17 protein-coding genes are annotated in these 20,557 nt (G+C 66.4%); 7 read left to right on the top strand and 10 right to left on the bottom strand.

What is annotated here, in order from left to right; genetic code table 11:
* Positions 1–173: 173 nt before the first annotated feature.
* Entirely contained in the window at positions 174–422 is a 249-nt protein-coding gene (locus NO876_RS04415; RefSeq protein WP_256420466.1) for a hypothetical protein, read from the top strand.
* A gap of 588 nt (positions 423–1,010) precedes the next feature.
* Here the strand turns inward: NO876_RS04415 and NO876_RS04420 are convergent.
* Both NO876_RS04420 and NO876_RS04425 read right to left on the bottom strand, forming a co-directional pair.
* A complete protein-coding gene (locus tag NO876_RS04420; RefSeq protein ID WP_256420467.1) occupies positions 1,011–1,565 on the bottom strand; it encodes a DoxX family protein in 555 nt (184 codons plus the stop codon).
* Positions 1,566–1,824: 259 nt separating this feature from the next.
* Entirely contained in the window at positions 1,825–3,135 is a 1,311-nt protein-coding gene (locus NO876_RS04425; protein WP_256420468.1) for a phosphoribosylamine--glycine ligase, read from the bottom strand.
* 114 nt (positions 3,136–3,249) lie between these two features.
* Between NO876_RS04425 and NO876_RS04430 the strand changes: the two genes are divergently transcribed.
* Both NO876_RS04430 and NO876_RS04435 read left to right on the top strand, forming a co-directional pair.
* Complete coding sequence (locus tag NO876_RS04430; protein ID WP_256420469.1) at positions 3,250–3,540, top strand: DUF211 domain-containing protein; 291 nt, start codon at positions 3,250–3,252, stop codon at positions 3,538–3,540.
* A gap of 5 nt (positions 3,541–3,545) precedes the next feature.
* Positions 3,546–4,127, top strand: coding sequence for a VIT1/CCC1 transporter family protein (locus NO876_RS04435; RefSeq protein WP_256420470.1), 582 nt, complete (start codon positions 3,546–3,548; stop codon positions 4,125–4,127).
* Here NO876_RS04435 and NO876_RS04440 read toward each other — a convergent pair.
* On the bottom strand, positions 4,105–6,774 hold the full coding sequence (locus NO876_RS04440; RefSeq protein WP_256420471.1) for a cation-translocating P-type ATPase: 2,670 nt from the start codon (positions 6,772–6,774) through the stop codon (positions 4,105–4,107). The two genes, NO876_RS04435 and NO876_RS04440, sit on opposite strands and share 23 nt — an antisense overlap.
* Positions 6,775–6,878: 104 nt before the next feature.
* On the opposite strand from NO876_RS04440, the gene NO876_RS04445 reads away from it, so the two are divergent.
* The gene (locus NO876_RS04445; RefSeq protein WP_256420472.1) at positions 6,879–7,286 is read left to right on the top strand and encodes a universal stress protein; all 408 of its coding nucleotides are present in this window, start codon (positions 6,879–6,881) and stop codon (positions 7,284–7,286) included.
* Between the two features lie 34 nt (positions 7,287–7,320).
* Here NO876_RS04445 and NO876_RS04450 read toward each other — a convergent pair whose 3' ends face one another.
* The 3 genes from NO876_RS04450 to NO876_RS04460 form a co-directional block, all read right to left on the bottom strand.
* Positions 7,321–8,613 (bottom strand): ornithine cyclodeaminase family domain, encoded by a 1,293-nt coding sequence (locus NO876_RS04450; protein WP_256420473.1) that lies wholly within the window; start codon positions 8,611–8,613, stop codon positions 7,321–7,323.
* A 107-nt stretch (positions 8,614–8,720) separates the two neighbouring features.
* A complete protein-coding gene (locus NO876_RS04455; RefSeq protein ID WP_256420474.1) occupies positions 8,721–9,701 on the bottom strand; it encodes an alpha/beta hydrolase in 981 nt (326 codons plus the stop codon).
* Positions 9,698–10,048 (bottom strand): DUF8159 domain-containing protein, encoded by a 351-nt coding sequence (locus NO876_RS04460; RefSeq protein ID WP_256420475.1) that lies wholly within the window; start codon positions 10,046–10,048, stop codon positions 9,698–9,700. Before NO876_RS04460 ends, NO876_RS04455 begins: the two co-directional genes overlap by 4 nt.
* A 203-nt stretch (positions 10,049–10,251) precedes the next feature.
* Between NO876_RS04460 and NO876_RS04465 the strand changes: the two genes are divergently transcribed.
* Positions 10,252–11,013 (top strand): response regulator, encoded by a 762-nt coding sequence (locus NO876_RS04465; protein ID WP_256420476.1) that lies wholly within the window; start codon positions 10,252–10,254, stop codon positions 11,011–11,013.
* 27 nt (positions 11,014–11,040) lie between these two features.
* On the opposite strand, the gene NO876_RS04470 is transcribed toward NO876_RS04465, so the two are convergent.
* Positions 11,041–11,790 (bottom strand): MBL fold metallo-hydrolase, encoded by a 750-nt coding sequence (locus NO876_RS04470; RefSeq protein ID WP_256420477.1) that lies wholly within the window; start codon positions 11,788–11,790, stop codon positions 11,041–11,043.
* A 352-nt stretch (positions 11,791–12,142) separates the two neighbouring features.
* Here NO876_RS04470 and NO876_RS04475 point away from each other — a divergent pair, with 352 nt between their 5' ends.
* The gene (locus tag NO876_RS04475) at positions 12,143–15,034 is read left to right on the top strand and encodes an ATP-dependent helicase (RefSeq protein ID WP_256420478.1); all 2,892 of its coding nucleotides are present in this window, start codon (positions 12,143–12,145) and stop codon (positions 15,032–15,034) included.
* A 73-nt stretch (positions 15,035–15,107) separates the two neighbouring features.
* On the top strand, positions 15,108–16,709 hold the full coding sequence (locus tag NO876_RS04480) for an SLC13 family permease (RefSeq protein ID WP_256420479.1): 1,602 nt from the start codon (positions 15,108–15,110) through the stop codon (positions 16,707–16,709).
* A gap of 13 nt (positions 16,710–16,722) precedes the next feature.
* On the opposite strand, the gene NO876_RS04485 is transcribed toward NO876_RS04480, so the two are convergent.
* From NO876_RS04485 to NO876_RS04495, 3 genes are all read right to left on the bottom strand, one after another.
* The gene (locus NO876_RS04485) at positions 16,723–19,602 is read right to left on the bottom strand and encodes an AAA domain-containing protein (protein WP_256420480.1); all 2,880 of its coding nucleotides are present in this window, start codon (positions 19,600–19,602) and stop codon (positions 16,723–16,725) included.
* A 63-nt stretch (positions 19,603–19,665) separates the two neighbouring features.
* Complete coding sequence (locus tag NO876_RS04490; RefSeq protein ID WP_256420481.1) at positions 19,666–19,899, bottom strand: hypothetical protein; 234 nt, start codon at positions 19,897–19,899, stop codon at positions 19,666–19,668.
* Positions 19,900–19,997: 98 nt separating this feature from the next.
* Complete coding sequence (locus NO876_RS04495; RefSeq protein WP_256420482.1) at positions 19,998–20,555, bottom strand: hypothetical protein; 558 nt, start codon at positions 20,553–20,555, stop codon at positions 19,998–20,000.
* Positions 20,556–20,557: the final 2 nt, after the last annotated feature.

The raw sequence follows: 20,557 nt of genomic DNA on the forward strand, positions 1-20,557 counted from the left end.
ACTTTTCGAGTATGACAAGCAGTGGAAATAACGGCTCTCGTTTTTAAATGGGATCTTGCAAAATGGTTTTTCAGAAAATGGCTCAACAAACCATTACAATCCAGATTTCGAGCGAATTGCCCTCATTCAGACCTCCCTAAGATTTATATTCTAATGCGCCGACATAGTAGATGATGGCATCCAGAAATCAAGCCGCCATCAGTTCAGACGAAAAGTTACTGCTCCTTGTCGTGGGCCTCATCATCGGTTCACTACTGGTCCTCGGCCTCGTGTTCCAAGTCGCCAATGGCGTTGCATCCGGGATCGCCGGGTTCCTTTACGATATTGGAATACCAAGGGAGATAGCAATGAATACGTACAAGACAGTGAAGTGGGGACTGGTCGGTTTACTACTGATCGCACTTGTCAAAGTGATGTCTTGATTGAACTGTACTATCACTCCCTATCCTATCCCCTATAGTCCCCTTTCCTTTCCCTCTTGAAGTGTTATCATTACCCGAGGATAACATAGTAGTGTAACTCGAAGGGTTATCTACAGCACCGAAGGATAACACCGAGTTAAACTTACATCCGGGTTCGGAGAGTTTCGGTGCATCGAGTGGAAGATATTCCTCTCTCGCTCTATGAGTTTAAACCGCCTTAGAAGAAATTAAAAAGTTTCTAAGGCATTTACATCTATTCATCCACTTCGACTATTCCCCAAACGTCTGAAAACCGCCGGATTAAGTGACATTTCGGTATGCTCTTAGAACGCCGTGAGTAGGGTTAGAATCGTTTTGAATTTAAAACGTCCCAGGACACATACAAGCCCAAAAAGACCACCAGGAGGTTTGTGAGATACCTTAAATCACTCAGATTTTAAAGACCAGTGATGTGAGTGAACATTTGGTGAAAACCTGACTCTATTTCACCAATCTGTGAGAGAAAGCCACCTACTATTTGCGTATGGGAAAAATGTAAAAGTTCCAACCGGCTGCCCGCTTCTACTTTTTACTCAATTCTTACTCAATCTAACCAAGGATGTAGCGCATCCACGGATACCGCTCGATGAGCGGTTGGCCGCCGACCTCGTACTGCTCGATGTAGGCGTCGAGACCGAGGATCCGTCCGGCCCCGAACGCGGCGACCGAGAGGAACACGAGCATGTACGCGAAGTCGCCGTTGATGTACCCGTGTGAGATCTCCCAGTTCCCGAGGTAGAACATCAACATCATAAACGCCCCCCAGAACGCCGCGAGGCGGGAGAACGCGCCGAACAGGAGACCGAGGCCGATGAGGACCTCTCCCCACGGGACGGCGATGTTGACGAAGTCCACGAACCACGGCGTCTCGCCCATCGCGACGAACAGCCCCGCGACGGGACTGCCGTTGGACGGCGGTGCGTTCTGGAGGTAGCCCGCCGCGCTGAAGCTCCCGGAGAGCACCTTGTCGATGCCGCTCTGGAAGAACGCGATACCCATCATCAGCCTGAGCGCGAGGATGAACCAGACGCTCAGGGTGTGCAATCGTCCGTCTGCGGTGAATCCGGCGACCGTGCTCCGGAGTCTGACTTCTTGAGAGGACATTGTTCTACAGGTGAGTCTCGACGATCGGTCTTAAAAGTACCCTCGTGCAGTTATCGGTACGTGAAAACCGTCCGTACACCCTCCCCAGGTCGCTCATAACGGCAATTCGGGTCGCTTCTCGGTGGTGCCACTCGGGCGTTCGAACCCCGACAGTCGGGGTGTCCGTATACGATAGTAGCGTTTGCGAGTCGTCGCTCGTACGGTCGCACAAGTGCGTGCGATCGGACGCGAAATCGGTTGCAAAGGCTCCGACAACCGGTCAGGGCCCGAGATACCCCCACGCCTGCAGGCGGTCCCCGTCGCCGTCGATCCACCGTTCGCCGATGTCGTCTCGGTAGTACATATTCGGCATCACGATGTCGTCGATACGCTCGTACGCCCGCTCACGTGCGGCGTGCATCGTGTCGCCTTTGCCAGTCGCGACGAGGGGCATCCCGTTGTCGCCGGCGACGCGCCACTGGCCGTCGATCTTCTTCGCGTCTTCGAGGTGAATGCCCTCGCGGCTCTCTGTCTCGAACACGACGGCGGCGTTCCGGGAGTTCTCATCGTACGTCTTCTCGTCGTCGAACGGGAACGGTGGGAGAACGATCCGAACGGCGATCTGGTAGCCGTTGTGAACTTCTACCTCGGGGTTGTTGCCGTGTGCGAGGTCGTAGAAAAACTCGCCAGTGGACGACTCGATTGACTCTTCCTGCAGCGCGATCGTCGGATACCCGAACCGCGGCGTGAACTCCAGCGGGTAGATCCCGTTCTCGTTCACGATGCAGTTCAGGTCGATACTCCCGACGTAGCCCTCATTGGCGAGCCAGTCTTCGATTTTACCGAGCGTTTCTTCGAACAATTTGTTCTGACCCGCCCAGAACATCGAGGTCCCCATCTCGCCGGTCGAGGGGCCGATATTTCCGGGGAAGAGCTTCTTGTGCTCGAAGTTGAAATTGACGTTATCAATGAACGCATCCCCGTTGAAGAACCCACAGACTGCCACCTCGACGCCCTCGACCTTCCGCTGCAGTTGGAACCCCTTCATTCGATGGCCCCACGCCTTCTTGTAGGCTCTCAGGACGTCGACGACGTCGCTGCCGTCGTCTTCGTTGCCGACGTACAGGAGCCGCTTGACGTTCTGTACCTCGCCGAGCGGCTTGATCACGTACGGGGCGGGGTTCGCTTGGACGTACTGAACGGCGGCGTCGAAATCGTAGAACACGTGGTGGTCGATGGTGTCGACGCCGTGGTCCTCGAGGACATCCATCGCGTAGCCCCGGTCCTCCTCCAGTCGATCGGTGTTGGGGGTCCCGCCGACGACGGCCTTCCCCCGCTCCCGGAGTTCCCGCGCGAGCGCGCCGGTGCCGACGTCGTCGCCCACCCAGACGTCGTCGAAGACGATCACGTCCGCCCAGTCGACGTCGCCCCGCCAGTCGTCGGTCTTCGGGACGAACCCGTCGCCGATCTCTCGGTCGCTCTCGGCCTCGATGTAGTACCGCACCTCGTGACCCTCCCGGTGAATCTGCCACGCGAGGTCCGTGATCAACGCGGCGTCGGCGGAGACGAACAGAAACCGCTTGGCGTCCATACCGCTTCGTTCGGTGAGGAGCGACTTGAGTGTGTGACCCGACGTGACGTCGAAATCGACCCGGCACCAAACCGGCCGGCGGTATTATGAAACCCCACGGCGATAGGGCACGTAATGACAACACTCCGACGCGTGACGCTGGACGTGCTGAAGCCGCACGAGCCGTCGATACTGGCGTTCACGGAACGCGTCGCGGAGGTCGAAAGCGTCGACGGCGTCACGGCGTCGCTCATCGAACTCGACCAGGAAGTCCAGAATATCAAGATCACGGTCGAGGGGACCGGTCTGGACTACGACGCCATCGAGGCTGCCATCGACAGCCTCGGCGGAACCGTCCACTCGGTCGACCAGGTCGCCTACGGCGAGCACGTCGTCGAGGAGCGACGAACGACGCAGGACGGGTGATCGCCGTGTCGTCGAGGCTCGCGGTGCTCCGACGCCTCCTCGAACGCGAGGACGTCCGCGCCATCTCCCGGCGATACTTCGTCTCGAACGGGTTCGACGGGACGCTGACGAGCATCGGCGTCATCGTCGGCGCGGTGCTGTCGGGGATCCCCGACGGGATGACGGTCGTCAAGATCGGACTCGGGGCCGCCGTGGGGCTGGGAACTTCGGCCCTCTGGAGCGTCTGGGAGATCGAACGCGCCGAAACGCGGGCGGAGATCCTCCGCATCGAGCGCGCGATGTTGATCGACCTCGACGACACGCGCGTCCATCGCGAACGGCGAGGCGCGCGGTTCGTCCACGCGGCGGCCAGCGGCCTCGGACCGCTCATCGGCGTCCTGATCCCGCTCGTCCCGTTCCTGTTCGAGGGAGGGGTGCTGACGATGGCCGAGGCGGGCGTGATCGGCGTCGCCCTCGGTATCGGCGTCCTCGCGGTGTTCGGCGCGTACATGAGCACCATCGCAGGGCAGCAGTGGTACGTCTCGGCGCTCCGGATGGCGCTCGCGGGGCTCGTCGTCGCCGTGATCAATCTGTTCCTGCCCGGGTGACCCGCTCTGGGACCGCCCCGGCCTCGTCCCCACGGCGTCGCTTGAGGAGCCAGCCGACGAGCATTAGCACCGGCGCGCCGACGAGGAACACGGTTCCCAGCAGCAGCCAGTCGCCGAGGCCGAGCGGGACCGTTCCGAAGTACTCGTTCAGCGGCGTGTAGAGTACCGCCAGCTGAAGCAGCAGGGAGCCGCCGACGGCCGCGGCGAGCCAGGGGTTCGTCAGGGCGGGCGTGCCCCGCATCCAGCGGACGACGTACAGTTTGACGAACTCGAAGGCGACGAACCCGGTGAACACCATCGTCATCGCGTACGGCGTGACCGAGGCCGCGCCGTCGAGCGTGTACCACAGCAGCCCGAGGAACAGGGCGGTCGCGGTCAGGCCGGCCCCGCCGATGAACCCGAGCATCTCGCCGTCGATGATCCCCGCGGATCGCTCCCGCGGCGTCCGGTCCATCACGTCGCCGCCGGGGTCGGCGCCCATAGCAAGCGCCGGCAACCCGTCGGTCAGGAGGTTGATCCAGAGGAGTTGAACCGCCGGGAGGACGAGGTAGCCGAACAGCGACGCGAGGAAGACTACCGCGACCTCCGCGGCGTTGGCGCTCAACAGGTACGCGACGAACTTCCAGAGGTTGTCGAATATCGTCCGCCCGCGGCGGATCGCGTTGCGGATCGTCGCGTAGTTGTCGTCGAGCAGCACGATGTCGCTGGCCTGCTTCGCCACGTCCGTGCCGCGGATCCCCATCGCGATGCCGACGTCGGCGTTCTTCAGGGCGGGCGCGTCGTTGACGCCGTCGCCGGTCATCGCGACCGCGTGGCCGTTCGCCTGCAGCGCCTTGAGGATCCGGACCTTGTGGGTCGGTTCCGCTCTGGCGAACACGTCGACCTCGTCGACGCGCTCGCGGAGCGCCGTCTCGTCGAGCGCTTCGATCTCTTGGCCGGTCAACACCGTCGGATCGATGCCGATCCCCTCGGCGATGGCGCTCGCCGTGAGCGCGTTGTCGCCGGTGATCATCTTCACCTCGATCCCCGCGCGGTGAGTGTCCGCGATCGCCGACCGCACCTCCTCGCGCGGCGGGTCGAGCATCCCCTGAAGGCCGACGAACACGAGGTTCTCCTCGGGGCCGCCCTCGTCCGTGCGCTCCTTGTACGCGAATCCCAGGACGCGAAGGGCGTCCCCGGCGAACGCCTCGACCTGCGCGGCGATCCGGTCTCTCGTCTCCGCGTCGAGTTCAGTGGGGCCGTCGGGACCGAGCACCCGGGTCGATCGTTCGAGCACCACCGTCGGTGCGCCCTTGACGTAGACCACGTCGTCGTGGATCGTCGCCATTCGCTTCCGCTCCGAGGAGAACGGAACCTCGTCGCGGCGAGGGCGTTCCTCCCGGAGCGCTTCGACGTCGACGCCCTGCTCGGCCGCGGCCGCGACGAGGGCGCGCTCGGTCGGGTCGCCCTCCTCGACGGTCGAGTCGTTGCAGACGGCTCCGATCTCGAACAGCAGATCGAATCGATCGTCGGTCGCGGTGCTGTCGCCGCTGCCGTTCGCAACCCCCGTTGCCTGGTCGCCGGCGTCGGAGTCACCAGCGTCAACGTCGGCCGCGTCGCCGCCGACGTCGAACGTCTCGTCGTAGAGCCACGCGGACCGAACGCGCATCTCGCCCTCGGTCAGCGTCCCCGTCTTGTCCGTGCAGACGACGTCGACGGAGCCGAGCGCCTCGACGGCGGGCAAGGTCCGTACGAGGGCGTTCTCGTCGGCCATCCGTCGGACGCCCAGCGCGAGCGTCAGCGTCACCACCGCGGGAAGCCCCTCGGGAACGGCCGCGACGGCCAGCGAGACGGCTGTCAGTCCCGCCTGAACGATGCCGCGCCCCTGGAAGATGAGCAGCGGGACGATCACGGCCGAGAGCGCGACGACGCCGATCCCGAGCCGGCGCGCGAGTCGATCTAAGTCGCGCTGCAGCGGCGTCTGGGGATCGTCGGCCCCGACGAGCGCCGTCGCGATCTCGCCCATCTCGGTGTCCATCCCGGTCTCGACGACGACGGCCTCCGCGTGCCCGCGCGTGATGTTCGTCCCCTTGTACACCATGTTCGACCGCTCGGCGAGGGGCGTCTCCGCGTCGATCGGCTCGGTCTCCTTCGGGACGGGGACGCTCTCGCCGGTCAGCGCCGCCTCGTCGACTTCGAGGTTCCCCGCCTCCAGCAGGCGCGCGTCGGCGGGAACGACGTCGCCCTGTGTCAGGAGCACCACGTCGCCGGGAACGAGTTCGGTCGCGGCGACTGTCGTCTCCTCGCCGTCGCGGCGGACCCGGACCTCGGGAGCCGCCATCGCGCGGAGGGAGTCGAGGCTCTGCTCGGCGCGGTACTCCTGGACGAACCCGAAGAGGCCGTTCGCGAGCAGGATGATCGCGATGAGGACGGCGTCCACCAGATGTCCGATGGCGAACGAGAGGGCGGCGGCGACGATCAGCACCCAAATGAGCGCGCTCGAGAACTGCGCGAGGAAGATCTTCAGGGGACCGCGGCCGTGATCGCCCGTGATCTCGTTCGGGCCCCCCGTGGCAAGCCGCTCGGCGGCTTCCTGAGGCGTCAATCCTACGGGCGTCGTCTCGACCGCCTCACAGACCGCGTCGGCGGTTCGACTGTGCCAGTCCATCGGTTGTCAACACGTTCACAGCACTGACGTATATAACATCCCCGGCGACGCGATTTCAGCCGCCGTGAGGTGCCTTTTTGGTGGTACCACACGGGGGTCGTAGTATGACGACGTACGTACTCGCGACGAACCACGTCGACACGAGCGCGCGACTCTGTGATTACCTGGTCGACCGCGTCTCGACGAGCGACGAGATTCACGCCGTCAACTCACACCGCGGCGGCGACGAGACGGACAGCCAGGACATCCGGGACGGCGAGGAGTCGCTGACGGTCGTCTCCTCGCGTCTCGGCGGGTTCGCCACCGTCGAGACCCACCAGTACGTCCGCGACAACGCCCCCTACGAGGACGTCCTCGCACAGGCCGAGGACGTCGACGCCGACGAGATCGTGATGGGGATCCGCAAGCGAAACCCGACCGCGAAGGTGGTCTTCGGCAGCACCGCACAGCGGATTCTCCTCCACTCGAACCGACCGATCGCGGTCGTCCCGCTCGTCGAAGTCGACGAGTGACCGGCCGGCGAGAACGGACACCGCCGCCCGCGCGCTACTCGTCCGCCTCGATCACCGCGTCGGCGAGCATCGGGACGAACGTGCCGATGTCCGTCACCATCCCGATCGCCTGGGAACTCCCCCGATCGAGCAGTTGCGTCACCGTCGCCGGGTTGATGTCGACGCAGACGACCTTCGTCGTCGACGGCAGGCAGTTGCCGACGGCGACCGAGTGCAGCAGCGTCGACAGCATCAGGACGAGGTCGGCCTCCCTGGCCTGCTCGCGGATCGCCTCCTGAGCCTCCACGGCGTCGGTGATCGTATCTGGCAGCGGCCCGTCGTCGCGGATCGACCCCGCGAGCACGTAGGGGACGTCGTTCTCGACACACTCGTACATCACGCCCTCCGTGATCAGTCCGTCCTCGACGGCGGGTTCGATGCCGCCGGCGCGGATGACCTCGCTGATCGTGTAGATGTGGTGTTTGTGACCCTTTCGCGGGTGCTCCATCGTCTCCATATCCATCCCCAGCGACGTCCCGTAGAGGCCGCGTTCGATGTCGTGGGTCGCGAAGCCGTTGCCCGCCGAGAGCATATCGACGTATCCCTCCCGGACCAGTCGCGCGAGGTCGTCGCCGCCGCCCGCGTGGATGACGGCCGGCCCGGCGACGACGAGGACTGACTCCCCCCGCGCTTTGGTCTCGACCAGCGCGTCGGCGACCTCCTCGATGAGCGATTCGGAGGGCCGCTCCGCGGAGACGCCGCCCTGCATAAATCCGAACGGGCCGGAGGAATCCCGCGGGCGGTCGGGCGGCTTGACGCGGATCCCGACCTCGTCGGTGACGACGAGGTCGCCCTCCCGGATGGCGTTGAGGACTTTCGTCCGCGCGCGGACGGAATCCTCGCCTCCGCCCTCCTCGACAACGTCACCAGAACTCTCCGAGTTCTGGTTGCTCGTCGAGCTTTGCTCGACGACGATCGCGCAGTCCATCTCGATGTGCTCGACGGGGATCCACTCCCCGTCGTATCTAATCTCGGTCGGGTGGTTCGTCGTCGAGTAGAAGCCCGCCGGGACGACCTGGTCGGCGGGCGCGGGTTCGACACGGGCGTCGACCGGGTCCGCCAGGTTCGCGCCGTTCTGGTGGAGCTCGTGGAGGATCTCCCGGAGGGTCTCCTCGTCGTCGGCACCGACCTCCATCCGGCAGTAGGAGGTCTCGTCTTTGTGTCTGCCGACGTCGAACGTCTCGATCTCGAAGGTGCCGCCGAGGTCCATCACGATCCCGAAGGCGCGCTGCATCGTCCCCGAGTCGATGATGTGACCGTCGAGTTCGACGGTTCGCGTGGCGTTCATCGGCGAAAGTGCGTCCGGGAGCTAAAAGACGGTTGCGCCGGAGGCGCGTCCGGCGAAGAAGCGGCGACCGCGTCGGGCGATCAGCGAGGTCGACTCGATGGCGTCCGTCACTCCTCGACTGCGGCGTCGAGGAAGGCCAGTCCGTGCCCGACCGCCTGCTCGAAGCCGGTTCCGTCGTAGAGGTCGAAGTGCCCCGACGGGAGCCGAACGAGCGTCGCGTCGGCGATCTCCTCGCTTGCCTCCTCGATCGATTCGATCGGGACCACGTCGTCGCGGGTGCCGCCGACGAACAGGACAGGACGGGCGAGTCGCTCCCGGTCCGGGTCGCCGACGTGTCGGGCCAGCGCGAGCAGGGACCGAGCGGGGAGTCGTCCGTCCCAGTCGTCGCCGGCGACGTCGCGGTAGCCGCGGTGGGCGCTCGGCGTCGAGACGAGCGAGAGGCCGCGCCGGCCGCCGCCTCCGTCGTCGGCGACGGGGATCGAGTGGAACCCGAAGAGCCGCGACTGCAACACGTCGCGGATGCCGGAGAGCACGCCGCGCGCGAGGAACCCGAGCCCGCGGTCGCGGAGGAACGCCCGCCCGGAGAGGATCGGAGTCTGGGAGACGACCGCGCGAATCCGCGGATCGTCGGCGGCGACGTCGAGGACGGTGCCGCCGGCGAGGTCGACCCCCCAGAGGACGGTCCGGTCGGTCGCGACGTCGCTGCGTCCCCGCAGTCCCGAGAGCGCCGCCTCCCAGTCGGCGCGCTGCCGCGGCGGCGAGACGAGGTTCCGCGGTTCGCCGTCGCTGTCGCCCGTGTAGCGCTCGTCGAAGTGGAAGACCGCGTACCCGGCCGCAGCCAGGCGCTCGGCGTAGCGGTCGAGGCCGACGCCCGAGGCACCGATCGGGCCGCCGGCGAGGACGACCAGCGCCGGGTCTGAGGGCTGGTCCGGTCGATAGAGCCGACCCACGCACCGCTCGTCGCCGCTGCGGAACGTCATCCTCACCGTCGAGAAGTCGTAGCGGGAGGGTCGACGCCGGCGAGCGGTATCGCGCCGCGCGTCGCGGCCCGTGTCGCTCCCGTCGGACTCGGGACGGCGGATCGTCACTGTCCGTCCTCCGAGAGCGTCTCGATCACACGCGCGGAGAACTCCTCGCCGCTGATGTCGTACTCGAGGTACCCCCGGAACCACTCGGGCTCGGCGTACCAGGTTCCCTGGACGTCGTCCTCGTGGCGGATGACCGTCGCCTCCACCCGTTTCGGTTCCCACTCGTCGTGTTCGGCGGCGTCGATGAACGTCCGCAGCGCGCGTCCCATCTCCTGGTGGTTCACGGTGACGTCGGGAAACGCGGTCAGGTAGACCAGATCGACGGTCTCGCCGCCCCGGTCGATCGATTCGACGCTGATCCCGTTCGATCGGAGTTCGCCCTCGAGTCCGGAAATGACGTCGGTCATACCAGTTCCTTCTGTCCGGAGCGAGTAAACAGTTGCCGCGTCGCGGAACGATCGCTGCGTCGGTGAACGATCACCGCGTCGTGACCCGAACGGTGGGCTGTGGATCGAACGGCGCACTGCGGGACGAACGGCGTGTGGGTGCGTCGTGATCAGCACACCGAGCCGGCCGAAATATCCTTTTTTTCGGCGACCGTACGCCGATTGTGACCTCGACCGACGACCCCCTCTCGATCCTCCACGTCGACGACGACCCGGATCTGGGAGGACTCGTGAAGACGTTCCTAGAACGTGACTCGAACGACATCGACTGCACGGTCACGACAGAGACGTCGCCGGTCGACGCGCTGGATCGAATCCGGTCCGAGGATTCCGCGTTCGACTGCGTGATCAGCGATTACAATATGCCAGAGATGAACGGGATCGAGTTCCTCGAAGCCGTCCGCGAGACGCATCCCGAACTCCCCCTCCTGCTCTTCTCGGGCGAGGAGACGAACGACGTCGCGGCCGAAATCATCCGCGCCGGTCTCACGGACTACCTCCGGAAGGGAAGGGGAACCGGCCAGTACACGATGCTGATCCGGCGGGTCGAACACGCCGTCGAAGGCGGCGGGCAGTTCGATCCCGAGGCCGAGACCGAACTCGACGGCGTCGGCGTCGTCGGCAGCGACGAACGCTTCGAGGCGGCCGACGACACCTACGCGTCGTTCTACGGCTACGATTCCGAGGACGTCGAGGGCAAACACTGGACAGAACTGCACCCCGAGGAGGAGGTCGAGCACATCCGCACGCACGTCCTGCCGATCGTCCGGCGCGGCGGGGAGTGGAGCGGTCGGAGTCGAGGGCTGCGATCCGACGGCAGTACGTTCACCGAGTCGAAGATGGTGACGGCGCTCGACGACGGGAGGCTGCTGATCGCCGTCTCGGAACTCGACGACTCGAAACTGGGATCAGAACGGTCGAAATAGCGATTCCGACCGGTCGCGGCGGTCCGTTCACTCGACCCCGACGCGCAGGCCGTCGCGGGCGAACCGGACGTCGCCGTCGTAGCGCGCCCCGATCGAGTCGAGCATCTCCTCGTGGCGGCCCTCGGTGTGGGGGTAGAGATGCGTCAGGTAGACGCGCCCGATATCGCGGCCCGCGAGCGCCTCGCCGAGTTGCGACGGCGTCGGGTGGTTCGAGACGTCGACGTCGTCCGGGAAGGAGCAGTCGTGCGCGAGGACGGCGGCGCCGTCGGCGAACCTCGCGAGACGCACCTCGGCCTCGCCGTCACCCGAAACCACGACGTCGCCGTCGGAGCCCTCGGCGGAAAACCGGTAGGCCAGACAGTCCACCGAGTGGGTCGTCTCCGTCGCGGAGACGTCGAAGCCGGCGACCGAGAACTCGGTCGGGCCGACCTCGCGTACGCTCAGGTCGACGCGTCCGTCGAGGTACTCGTGGACGGAGAGCAGGTCGTCGACGAGCGATTTGGTCCCCGCGGGACCGACGACTTCGAGGTGTTCCTCGCCGGCCAGCCAGCGCGCCTTCAACAGCGGGAGCAGGTCGGCGACGTGGTCGAGGTGATGATGCGTCAGGAGCACCGTCGATACGCCCTCGTAGCCGACGTCCGTGCCGGCGAGCCGGTGGAGGACACCGCTGCCGCAGTCGACGAGGAGGGACCGGTCCTCCCGCTGGAGGAGCAGCCCCGCCTGCACTCGGTCGGGGAGGGGCATCGCGCTGCCGGTCCCGAGGAACGTCAATTGCATACCGTCGCGTACGGCGGGGCGGCCGAAAGTCGTTCGGAACGAGCGTCGACTCCCACCCGGCGTAGGTTTATACGCGAACGGGCGGCCAACGTCGCCGTGATCTGAACCTGACCCCGCGTCGGGCCGCGGTTGCTCGGCACGCCGGCGCGGGGACGAGAGCGACGACGCCGTGACGGGGGCGTCGTCGCCGGCGGTGTGCCGACTGTTCGCCACGCACTCCCCCCGGACGGTGAACGTGCCAGCGACGCCGACGGATCGCCGTCTGGTCGATGGTCGTGGGCGGTCTGGCGGTATGAATCCTCTCGCGGGGTCGGGCAGAACCCACTTATTCGTTCGCTCCTACCTACGGACGATGCCGACGCCCGGGCGAGAACTACTCCGACGAGTCGCCGCCGAGGCAGAAGCGGGCGTCGACGACGTCGATACCGGTGGTGGCGGCTCTGGAACCGGTGAAACGGACGATTCAGACGTCCCTGAAACGGGCGGCTCGGACGCCGAGGACGCGATCGGTTCGGACCGCGCCCTCGGGAACGGGCCGTTCGAGTTCGACCCCGAATCGGTCGAAATCGCCGACGAGGACGTCCTCGATAGACTCGAACCGGCGGTTCGAGAGTGGTGGGCCCAGGAGTTCGGCCGCTACGTCGGACAGAACGGCGGGTTCTTTACGCCGCCGCAACGGGAAGCCGTCCCGCTCGTCGACGAGGGAGAGAACGCGCTCGTCTGTGCGCCGACTGGTTCGGGAAAGACGTTGGCGTCCTTTACAGCGATCCTCAACGACCTGTTTCGTCGCGGACGAGAGCAGGAAGAGGGCCTCGATAACACGGTCTACTGCCTGTACGTGTCGCCGCTGAAGTCGCTCGCGAACGACATCCACCGCAACCTCACCGTGCCGCTCGAAGGAATCCGCGAGCGGATGGCGGACCGCGGAGAGGACGTCGAAGTGCGTCACGCGATTCGCCACGGCGACACCGACCCGGCGGCCCGACAGCGGATGCTGGAGGAGACGCCGCACGTCCTCAACACGACGCCGGAGACGCTCGCGATCCTGCTGAACGCGCCGAAGTTCAGAGAGAAGCTTCGTTCCGTCGAGTACGTCGTCGTCGACGAAATCCACAGCCTCGCGGCGAACAAGCGCGGAACGCACCTGTCGGTCTCCTTAGAGCGCTTGGAGGACCTCGCCGACGCGTCGCCGACGCGGATCGGCTGTTCGGCGACCGTCGAACCGCTCTCGGAGATGGCGGAGTTCCTCGTCGGCTACGACGGCGAGGGGAATCCACGGGAACACGAGATCGTCGACACCCGGTTCGTCCGCGACTTCGACCTGCGGGTCGAGTGTCCGACCGACGACCTGATTCACACGCCCCGGACGGCGGTCCAGTCGGGGTTCTACGACCGGTTGCACGAACTCGTCGAGTCCCACGAGAACACGCTCGTGTTCACCAACTCCCGATCGGGCGCGGAGCGCGTCCTCGAGAACCTCCGCGGGCGCTTCGACGACTACGACGAGTCGAACTCGGGCTGTCACCACGGCAGCCTCTCGAAGGAGCGTCGACAGGCCGTCGAGGAGGGGCTGAAAGACGGCTCGCTGGACGTCGTGACGACCTCGACGAGCCTGGAACTCGGGATCGATATGCCGCACCTTGATCTGGTCGTCCAGGTCGGCTCGCCGAAGTCGGTCGCGTCGCTGCTCCAGCGCGTCGGCCGCGCGGGGCACAGCCTCGGACAGACGGTCGAGGGTCGCGTGATCGCGCTCGACCGCGACGAACTCGTCGAGTGCGCGGTGATGGTTCGGAAGGCCGAAGCGGGATTCGTCGACCGGGTGTTCGTCCCGGAGAACGCCCACGACGTCGCCGCCCAGCACGTCTACGGGATGGCCATCAACGACGTCCGGCGAGAGGCCGACGTGCTGGGGACGCTCCGCCGGGCCTACCCCTACCGGAACTACACCGACGCCGACTGGGAGCGACTGCTCCGGTATCTCACCGCCGACTACGACGGCCTCGAATCGAAGAACGTCTACGCGAAGGTCTGGCGCGATACCAACGACGCGCCGGACGGCGAACACCACTACGAGGCGTTCGACGTCGGCGAACCGCTGCTCGGGAAGCGCGGGCGTCTCGCTCGCGTCATCTACATGACCAACCTCGGGACGATCCCCGACTCGTTCACCTGCGAGGTGGTGACTCGGCGGGGCGACGAGTGGGTCGGGACGCTCGACGAGGACTACCTCGACACCTTAGAGAAGGGCGACGTGTTCGTCCTCGGCGGCAACCGCTTCGCCTACCGTTACCGCCGCGGCTCGAAGGTGTACGTCGACCCGACGAGCCAGCAGGCGACGGTTCCCTCGTGGTTCTCCGAACGCCTGCCGCTGTCGTACGACCTCGGCCGCGAGATCGCCGCGTTTCAGTCCGATCTGATCGACCGACTCGAAGCCGGCGGTCCCCCCCAAGTCCGCGAGTGGCTCCGGTCGTTCCCGATCGACGAGAACGCGGTCCGGGCGATCACGCGCCTGTTCGACGAGCAGCGCCGCTACGCCGGCGCGGACAGCGTCGCCACCGACGAGCGGATCGTCGTCGAGGAGACGCTCGATCGCGAGGCGTACCGCAGACACTTCTACGTCCACTCGACGTACGGCCGGCGGTTCAACGACGGCCTCTCCCGGCTGGTCGCCGCGCACTGTGCCAGCCGATCGAACGCGAACGTCCAGATCGCCGTCGCGGACAACGGCTTCTCGCTCTCGATGCCGCTGAACCGGAAGGTCGACGTCGGCGGGATCCTCGGTGACCTCGACCCCGAGACGGTGCGTTCGGATCTCCGGGACGCGCTCGAGGGGACCGACCTCCTCAAGCGCTACTTCCGGATCAACGCGACGCGTTCGCTGATGATCCTGAAGCGCTACAAGGGCTACGAGAAGTCCGCGGCCGAACAGCAGGTGTCCGCGGAGATGCTGCTTTCGTTCGCCGAAGGCCTCGAGGAGTTCGCGGTGATGGAGGAGACCTACCGCGAGATCGTCGAGGACAAACTGAACCTGGCGGCCGTCGAAGACGTCCTCGGAGCGGTCCGAGGAGGCGACGTCGACGTCGTCACGAAACGGGTAGACTCCCCCACGCCGCGGGCGTTCGGCCTCGCGACGCTGCTCGCCAGCGACGTCGTCCTCGCCGAAGACGAGAGCGCGGTGTTGCAGGAGTTCCACGAGCGGGTGCTGGAGTCGATCGGCGACGCCGACGAGGATCGCGATCCGTGACCGCCTTCCCGTCTCGGACCCTCGAACTTTAGTCCAGTGGCGGTGTCACTCAGTTCACACGGTCGTTCTACTGATGAGACCCCTCGGAAACTCCAGAAGCCAGCGTCGGGCGGTCCTGTTCGGCGTCGCCGTCATCGGTACGGGGTTCGTTGCCGCCGCTCCGTCGCCGAGCGGGCTCTCGACCCCCGGGCAGTACGCGCTGGCGACGATGTTCTTCGCGGGCTTCCTGTGGGTGACCGCAACGCTGCCGCTGCCGGTGACGGCACTCTCGATCCCGTTCGTGCTGACCGCGTTCGGGGTGTACGCGGAACTCGACGTCGCGCTCGCCGGGTTCGCGGATCCCATCGTCTTCCTGTTTCTGGCCGGGTTTATGCTGGCGAACGCGCTGCAGAAGTACGACATCGACCGTCGAATCGCGTTGTGGCTGCTGTCGAGGATGGGAACCTCGCCGCGTCGACTCGTCGCCGCCGTGATGCTCGCCACCGCGTTCCTCTCGATGTGGGTGTCGAACACGGCGACGGCCGCGATGATGACCCCGATAGCCGTCGGCATCCTCGCGCAGGTGCTCGGCCGGGACGCCGTCGCGACTGTCCCGAAGCAGCACGTCGCGGGCGGCATCGGCGAGGAGGAACGCGACGAAACGCCGTTCGGCAACCTACAGGTCTCGATGCTGCTCGGCACGGCCTACGCCGCCAGCATCGGCGGCGTCGGCACGCTCATCGGAACGCCGCCGAACGCGATTCTCGCCGCGCAGTTGAACGGGATCCTCGGCTACGAGATCGGGTTCGCGCGGTGGCTGCTCGTCGGCGTTCCGATCGTCGCCGTCACCCTCCCGCTCGTCTGGTACCTGCTCACCTTTCACCTCTACCCGCCGCGGATGACGTCCGTCGAGGCGGCCAGGACGGGAGCGAAGAACGTCCTCGAAGCGGAGGGCGAACTGAGTCCGCGCGGACGGCGCGTGGCGTACGTCTTCACCGCGACGGCGTCGCTGTGGGTCCTCGGCGGGCTCGGAGAGCTCTTCGCTCCCGCGCTGCCGACGGCGTGGGCGACGATGATCTTCGGCGGGGACGGAGCGACGGTCCTCGGCGTCGACGGACACCAAGGACTGCTCTACTACGTGATGGTCGGCCTCGCTGCGATCCCCGCGCTCGTGCTCGCGGACACGATGGAGTGGGAGGAGCTAGCCGACGTCGACTGGGGGACGATCCTCCTGTTCGGGGGCGGCATCTCGCTGGCCGAATCGCTCGCGGCCACCGACGCGACCGACTGGATCGCGAGTACGGTCTTCACCTCGCTCACCGGAACGCCGATCGTTCTCGTCGTGGGCGTGGTCGTGCTCCTCGTCGTCTTCCTGACGGAGATGACCTCGAACACCGCGACCGCGACGATCATCATCCCGATCCTGCTCAGTTTGGGGAGCGTCTTCGCGGTGCGGCTCGGCGTCACCGAGGTCTCGACGGCGGTCTTTCTCGCGGTTTCGGGCGCGATCGCGGCGAGCTTCGCGTTCGCGCTCCCCGTGGCGACGCCGCCGAACGCGATCGTCTTCGGATCCGGATACGTCGAGCAACGGCACATGCTGCGAGCTGGCGTCGTCCTGAATCTGGTGATGACAGTCGTTCTCACCGGGCTACTCTGGCTCCTGTTCCGGTTCGTCTGGCCCGCGTTCCTCTGGTAACGGGAAGAGCGAGCTACCGCTGCGCCCAGTCGAGCAACCGCGCGTAGAACGGATCCGTGGAGAGCGCGTCGGCGTCGCCGACGAGCGCCAGCGCCTTCTTCGCCCGCGTGAGCGCGACGTTGATGCGTCGGTAGTCCTCGAATATCGGCCCGTCGAGCGCGCCGGCGGCGACGAAAGAGACGACAATCGCCTCCTTGGCCGACCCCTGGAACCGGTCGACCGTATCGACGGTCACGTCCGTCCGCCGGCCGATTTCGGCCACCTGCGCGCGGAACGGGGCGATGACGCCGATGTCGTCGGGATCGACCCCCGCGGCGACGTACGCGTCGACGATCTCGGCCACGCGGTCGGCCTCCGTCGGATTCGTGTTACCGACGCGCTCGCCGTCGGGATCGACGAACGCGACGGGGTCGCGCAGTTCCGGCGGGAGCGCCGCCTCGTCGACGCCGAGATCCGAGAGCCGCTGGGCGGCGACCGCGCCGTTCGCCGGTCTGAGCGCGCCGTCGTAGAACTCCCGAGAGGAGAAGGCCTGGATCCGCTGGCTCATCCGGTACTGCCTGTCCAGGAGCACCGAGGCGTCCGGATACGTCTCGATCAGCCGCTCGAACAGCGAGGTTCCCAGGTCGTTCTCCGCTCGCGGCTCCCCGCCGCTCGCTGACTCCGAGGCGCTCTGCGCCTCGCCGGCCCGCACGACCGGCGGCAGTTGCTCGTGGTCGCCGACGAGGACGAACCGGTCCGCGAGCTCGACGGCCGCGACCGTGCTCGGCTCCGTGAGCTGTGAGGCCTCGTCGACGAGCGCGACGTCGAAGGAGTCCTCGCGCATCACGCGCGATCCGCAGGTGGCGGTCGTGGCCGCGACGACCGAGGCGTTCCGAAGCGCCGCGGCGCGCTCGTTCGGGTCGCCGTCGCGTTCCAGCCGGACGTCCAGCATATCCTCGCGGACGCCGTTCTCGGTCCCGACGCGCGCGACGTCGTCGACGCCCTGTTCGCGGATCGCTTCCAGCGCGTTGTCGACCGCGCGGTTCGTGAACGCCGAGAGCAGCACGCGCTCGCCGCGGTCGACCAGTGCGTTGACGATCTGAGCGATGGTGTACGTCTTGCCCGTCCCCGGCGGCCCGTGGACGAGCGCGAGGTCCTCGGCGTCGATCGCCATCTGCACTGCTCGGTCCTGGGCCGCGTTGTTGTCGACGTAGGTCTCGCGGTCTCCCCCGTCGTCCCCCGGCGCGGCACCGTCGGCGAACTCGGGTTCCCGCCGTCCGAACAGCACGTCCTTTCGGTCGGGATCGCCCTTCAAAACGAAGTCGTGGAGCGCCGTGAGCATCCGATCGACGCCGATCTCCGAGGGATAGACGTCGAGCCGACGTACCGACACGGGTTCGTCGGCGGTGACGACCACCTCTTCGCCCAGTTCGACGATCCGGCACAGTTCGGCGTGCCCCGAGACCGGGTCGCCGTCGCTCGCCAAGGCGACGTCTCCCTGTCGGAGTTTCGAGACCGCATCGCCGGACTTTCTCGCGCGCATCTCCCAGCGGCCGTCCTCGAGTTCCCGTCGATCGATCGGCTCCAGGTCGATCAGCGCCCGGTCGTCGGCGGCGCGCTCCTCGACGGACTGTTCCCAGAGCTTGCGGTACTCCGCGTGGACCTCCCGTCGCTCGGCTTCGATCGCGCGATAGAACCGATCGAAGTACTCCCGTTCGCCCTCGGGGACGGCCTCGCCGATCCCTCCCGCCTTCGACTCCTGGTCCAGTCGCCCCGAGACGACCATACAGGTGTCCTGCTCGAAGCAGTACTCACAGCGGGCGTCGGCCTCGTAGCCCGTCGGAACCGAGGAGTCGAACTCCATCGCCGCGATTTCGTTTCGCGTCCGCACGACGAAGTCGAGCAGGCCGTCACCGATCGAGAACTCCTTGGCGGGCGAGAGGTCGCCCGTCTCCTCGTTCCGTTCCAGCGCCGTGTTCTTCGTGTACAGGAGCGTCCCCGTGTCGGCCGGAACGCCCCGCTCTGCGAGCACCAGGGCGTAGGCGGCCGCCTGGATCTTGTCCTGAAACCGCGGCTCGCGGTTGGTGTTCTTGCCCGTCTTGAGTTCGACCGGCATCCCGCGTCGGAGCGCGTCCGCCCGCCCTTTGATCCCGAACGTCGGCGAGATGAGCGTGTATTCGGAGCGCCAGGCGTCCTCCTCGGTGAGCGTCCCCTGTTGGAGCCACCCCTCGATCGCGGCGGCGTTACGCCGCACCTCGTCGCGCACCTCCCCGGCGTCGTGCCCGAGGAGGCCCAGTTCCAGCCCCGCCTCCCGGACGCGCTCGTCGATCGAATCGGCCAGGTCGCGGTCGCGCAGCAGATCGCCGAACACCTCGTGGACGATCGTCCCCTTGACGACCGGGTAGTTCAGCGGAATCCCCGAGAGCTTGTTCAGGTAGTACATCCGCGGGCACTGTACCCACGAGCGGATGTCCGTCACGTCGACGAGGAACCCGGGTTCGAGGACGACGCGGGAGTCGCCGCTCGTCGCGTAGGTCGTCTCCCCGCGGTACTCGGACTCCTCGACGTCGATCGCGAGCAGCTCCATTCCCTCCTCGGCGTGTTCGACCGTGTGGGTCCACTTCCCCCAGAGCGTGAGTCGAAGCGTCCCCGGGTCGGCCTCGCACTGCGCCGTTTGGTCGTCGGTGTCGTCCAGCGTCGGTTGTTCGTCGGTGGCACCCAACGTCCGCTGTCCGGTGTCGTCATCTAACGTCCGCTGTCCGTGGTTAGGGCCGCCGGAGTCGGTCTGGCCGCCGTCGAGAGTCGTCCCGCCCCCATCGGGTCGGAGCGTCACCTCCGCGAGCGACCGCGACCCGTACTTCGTGTCCACCTCGCGCTCGTCGCCGACGTCGACGATGCGGCCGCGCAGTTTCACGTGGCGTACCTGCGGGCGGCGAAATAAGACGCTATCGGTCGTCCCGACCTGACGCTGTCAAAATCAGCGGTCGTTCCGGGGCGAGGGGAGAAACTCCGCCCACCAGCGTAGTAAAAACCACAGGAGGACGATCCCGAGTGCGAGGCCGGCGACGAACCCGGCGGTGATGATCGAGAGCGACCCGCCCGCTTGGACCGCGATGAGTGCCCCGGAAATCCCGACGAGACCGACGAACCCCGCCTGCAGTCGTCTGCTGGCGACGTCTCGCTCCGACGGCGTGAGACTCGGTCCGACCATTCAGCGTCCTCCACGGATACCCGCCGCTCGGGGGCGGGCCCTCGCGACGCCGCCGGTGCGATCTGTCCCAGCCTCGAAGCGCGGCGAGCGATCGGCTGTCACTGGAACCCGCGGCCGACGCCGTCCTCCTCGACGAGGTCGTCGAGGTCCTTCGAGAGCAATTCGTCGGCGTCGGCGAACTCCTCGCTCAGATCGTCGAGGCGGTCGGGCCGGCCGTCGAACTCGTACTCCATCGGGCCGAACGCGGGGCTTTCGAGGGCGTCCATCATATCCTCGAAGAAGTCCTCCGGCGTCGTCGGGGCCTCCGCGTGGACTTTCACCGTCTCTTCGAGTCGCGTCGCCATCGACTTCGCGTGCTCTTCGTCCTCCGGGGGCGACTGAACCGCGAAGCGTCCACCCTCGTCGCGCTCCTGGCTGGGCAGCAGCGGTTCGAGGTCGTCGTCGATCCGTCGGGCGACGCGACTCCCGACGCCGCGGAGTTCGGTCGGGTTCTTGGTGTACGTCTTCAGCGCGTACACGCCGGCGTTGGGGTGGCCGAGAAAGAGGTCCTCTCCGAGGCCGCCGCGTCTGTCACCGGCGACGGCCCGCCACCCGTCGGGGTCGACGTCCGCTTCGGTCACGTCCGCGAGGATATCCTGCCAGTCTCTGACGCGCATAC

Source organism: Halobellus rarus, from assembly GCF_024494595.1.
Classification (GTDB): Archaea; Halobacteriota; Halobacteria; order Halobacteriales; family Haloferacaceae; genus Haloquadratum; species Haloquadratum rarum.

Excerpts from the sequence above, each read along its gene's own strand:
- NO876_RS04415 (WP_256420466.1), top strand. The coding sequence starts at position 174 with ATGGCATCCAGAAATCAAGCCGCCATCAGTTCAGACGAAAAGTTACTG.
- NO876_RS04420 (WP_256420467.1), bottom strand. The coding sequence starts at position 1,565 with ATGTCCTCTCAAGAAGTCAGACTCCGGAGCACGGTCGCCGGATTCACC.
- NO876_RS04425 (WP_256420468.1), bottom strand. The coding sequence starts at position 3,135 with ATGGACGCCAAGCGGTTTCTGTTCGTCTCCGCCGACGCCGCGTTGATC.
- NO876_RS04430 (WP_256420469.1), top strand. The coding sequence starts at position 3,250 with ATGACAACACTCCGACGCGTGACGCTGGACGTGCTGAAGCCGCACGAG.
- NO876_RS04440 (WP_256420471.1), bottom strand. The coding sequence starts at position 6,774 with ATGGACTGGCACAGTCGAACCGCCGACGCGGTCTGTGAGGCGGTCGAG.
- NO876_RS04445 (WP_256420472.1), top strand. The coding sequence starts at position 6,879 with ATGACGACGTACGTACTCGCGACGAACCACGTCGACACGAGCGCGCGA.
- NO876_RS04450 (WP_256420473.1), bottom strand. The coding sequence starts at position 8,613 with ATGAACGCCACGCGAACCGTCGAACTCGACGGTCACATCATCGACTCG.
- NO876_RS04460 (WP_256420475.1), bottom strand. The coding sequence starts at position 10,048 with ATGACCGACGTCATTTCCGGACTCGAGGGCGAACTCCGATCGAACGGG.
- NO876_RS04470 (WP_256420477.1), bottom strand. The coding sequence starts at position 11,790 with ATGCAATTGACGTTCCTCGGGACCGGCAGCGCGATGCCCCTCCCCGAC.
- NO876_RS04475 (WP_256420478.1), top strand. The coding sequence starts at position 12,143 with ATGCCGACGCCCGGGCGAGAACTACTCCGACGAGTCGCCGCCGAGGCA.
- NO876_RS04480 (WP_256420479.1), top strand. The coding sequence starts at position 15,108 with ATGAGACCCCTCGGAAACTCCAGAAGCCAGCGTCGGGCGGTCCTGTTC.
- NO876_RS04490 (WP_256420481.1), bottom strand. The coding sequence starts at position 19,899 with ATGGTCGGACCGAGTCTCACGCCGTCGGAGCGAGACGTCGCCAGCAGA.
- NO876_RS04495 (WP_256420482.1), bottom strand. The coding sequence starts at position 20,555 with ATGCGCGTCAGAGACTGGCAGGATATCCTCGCGGACGTGACCGAAGCG.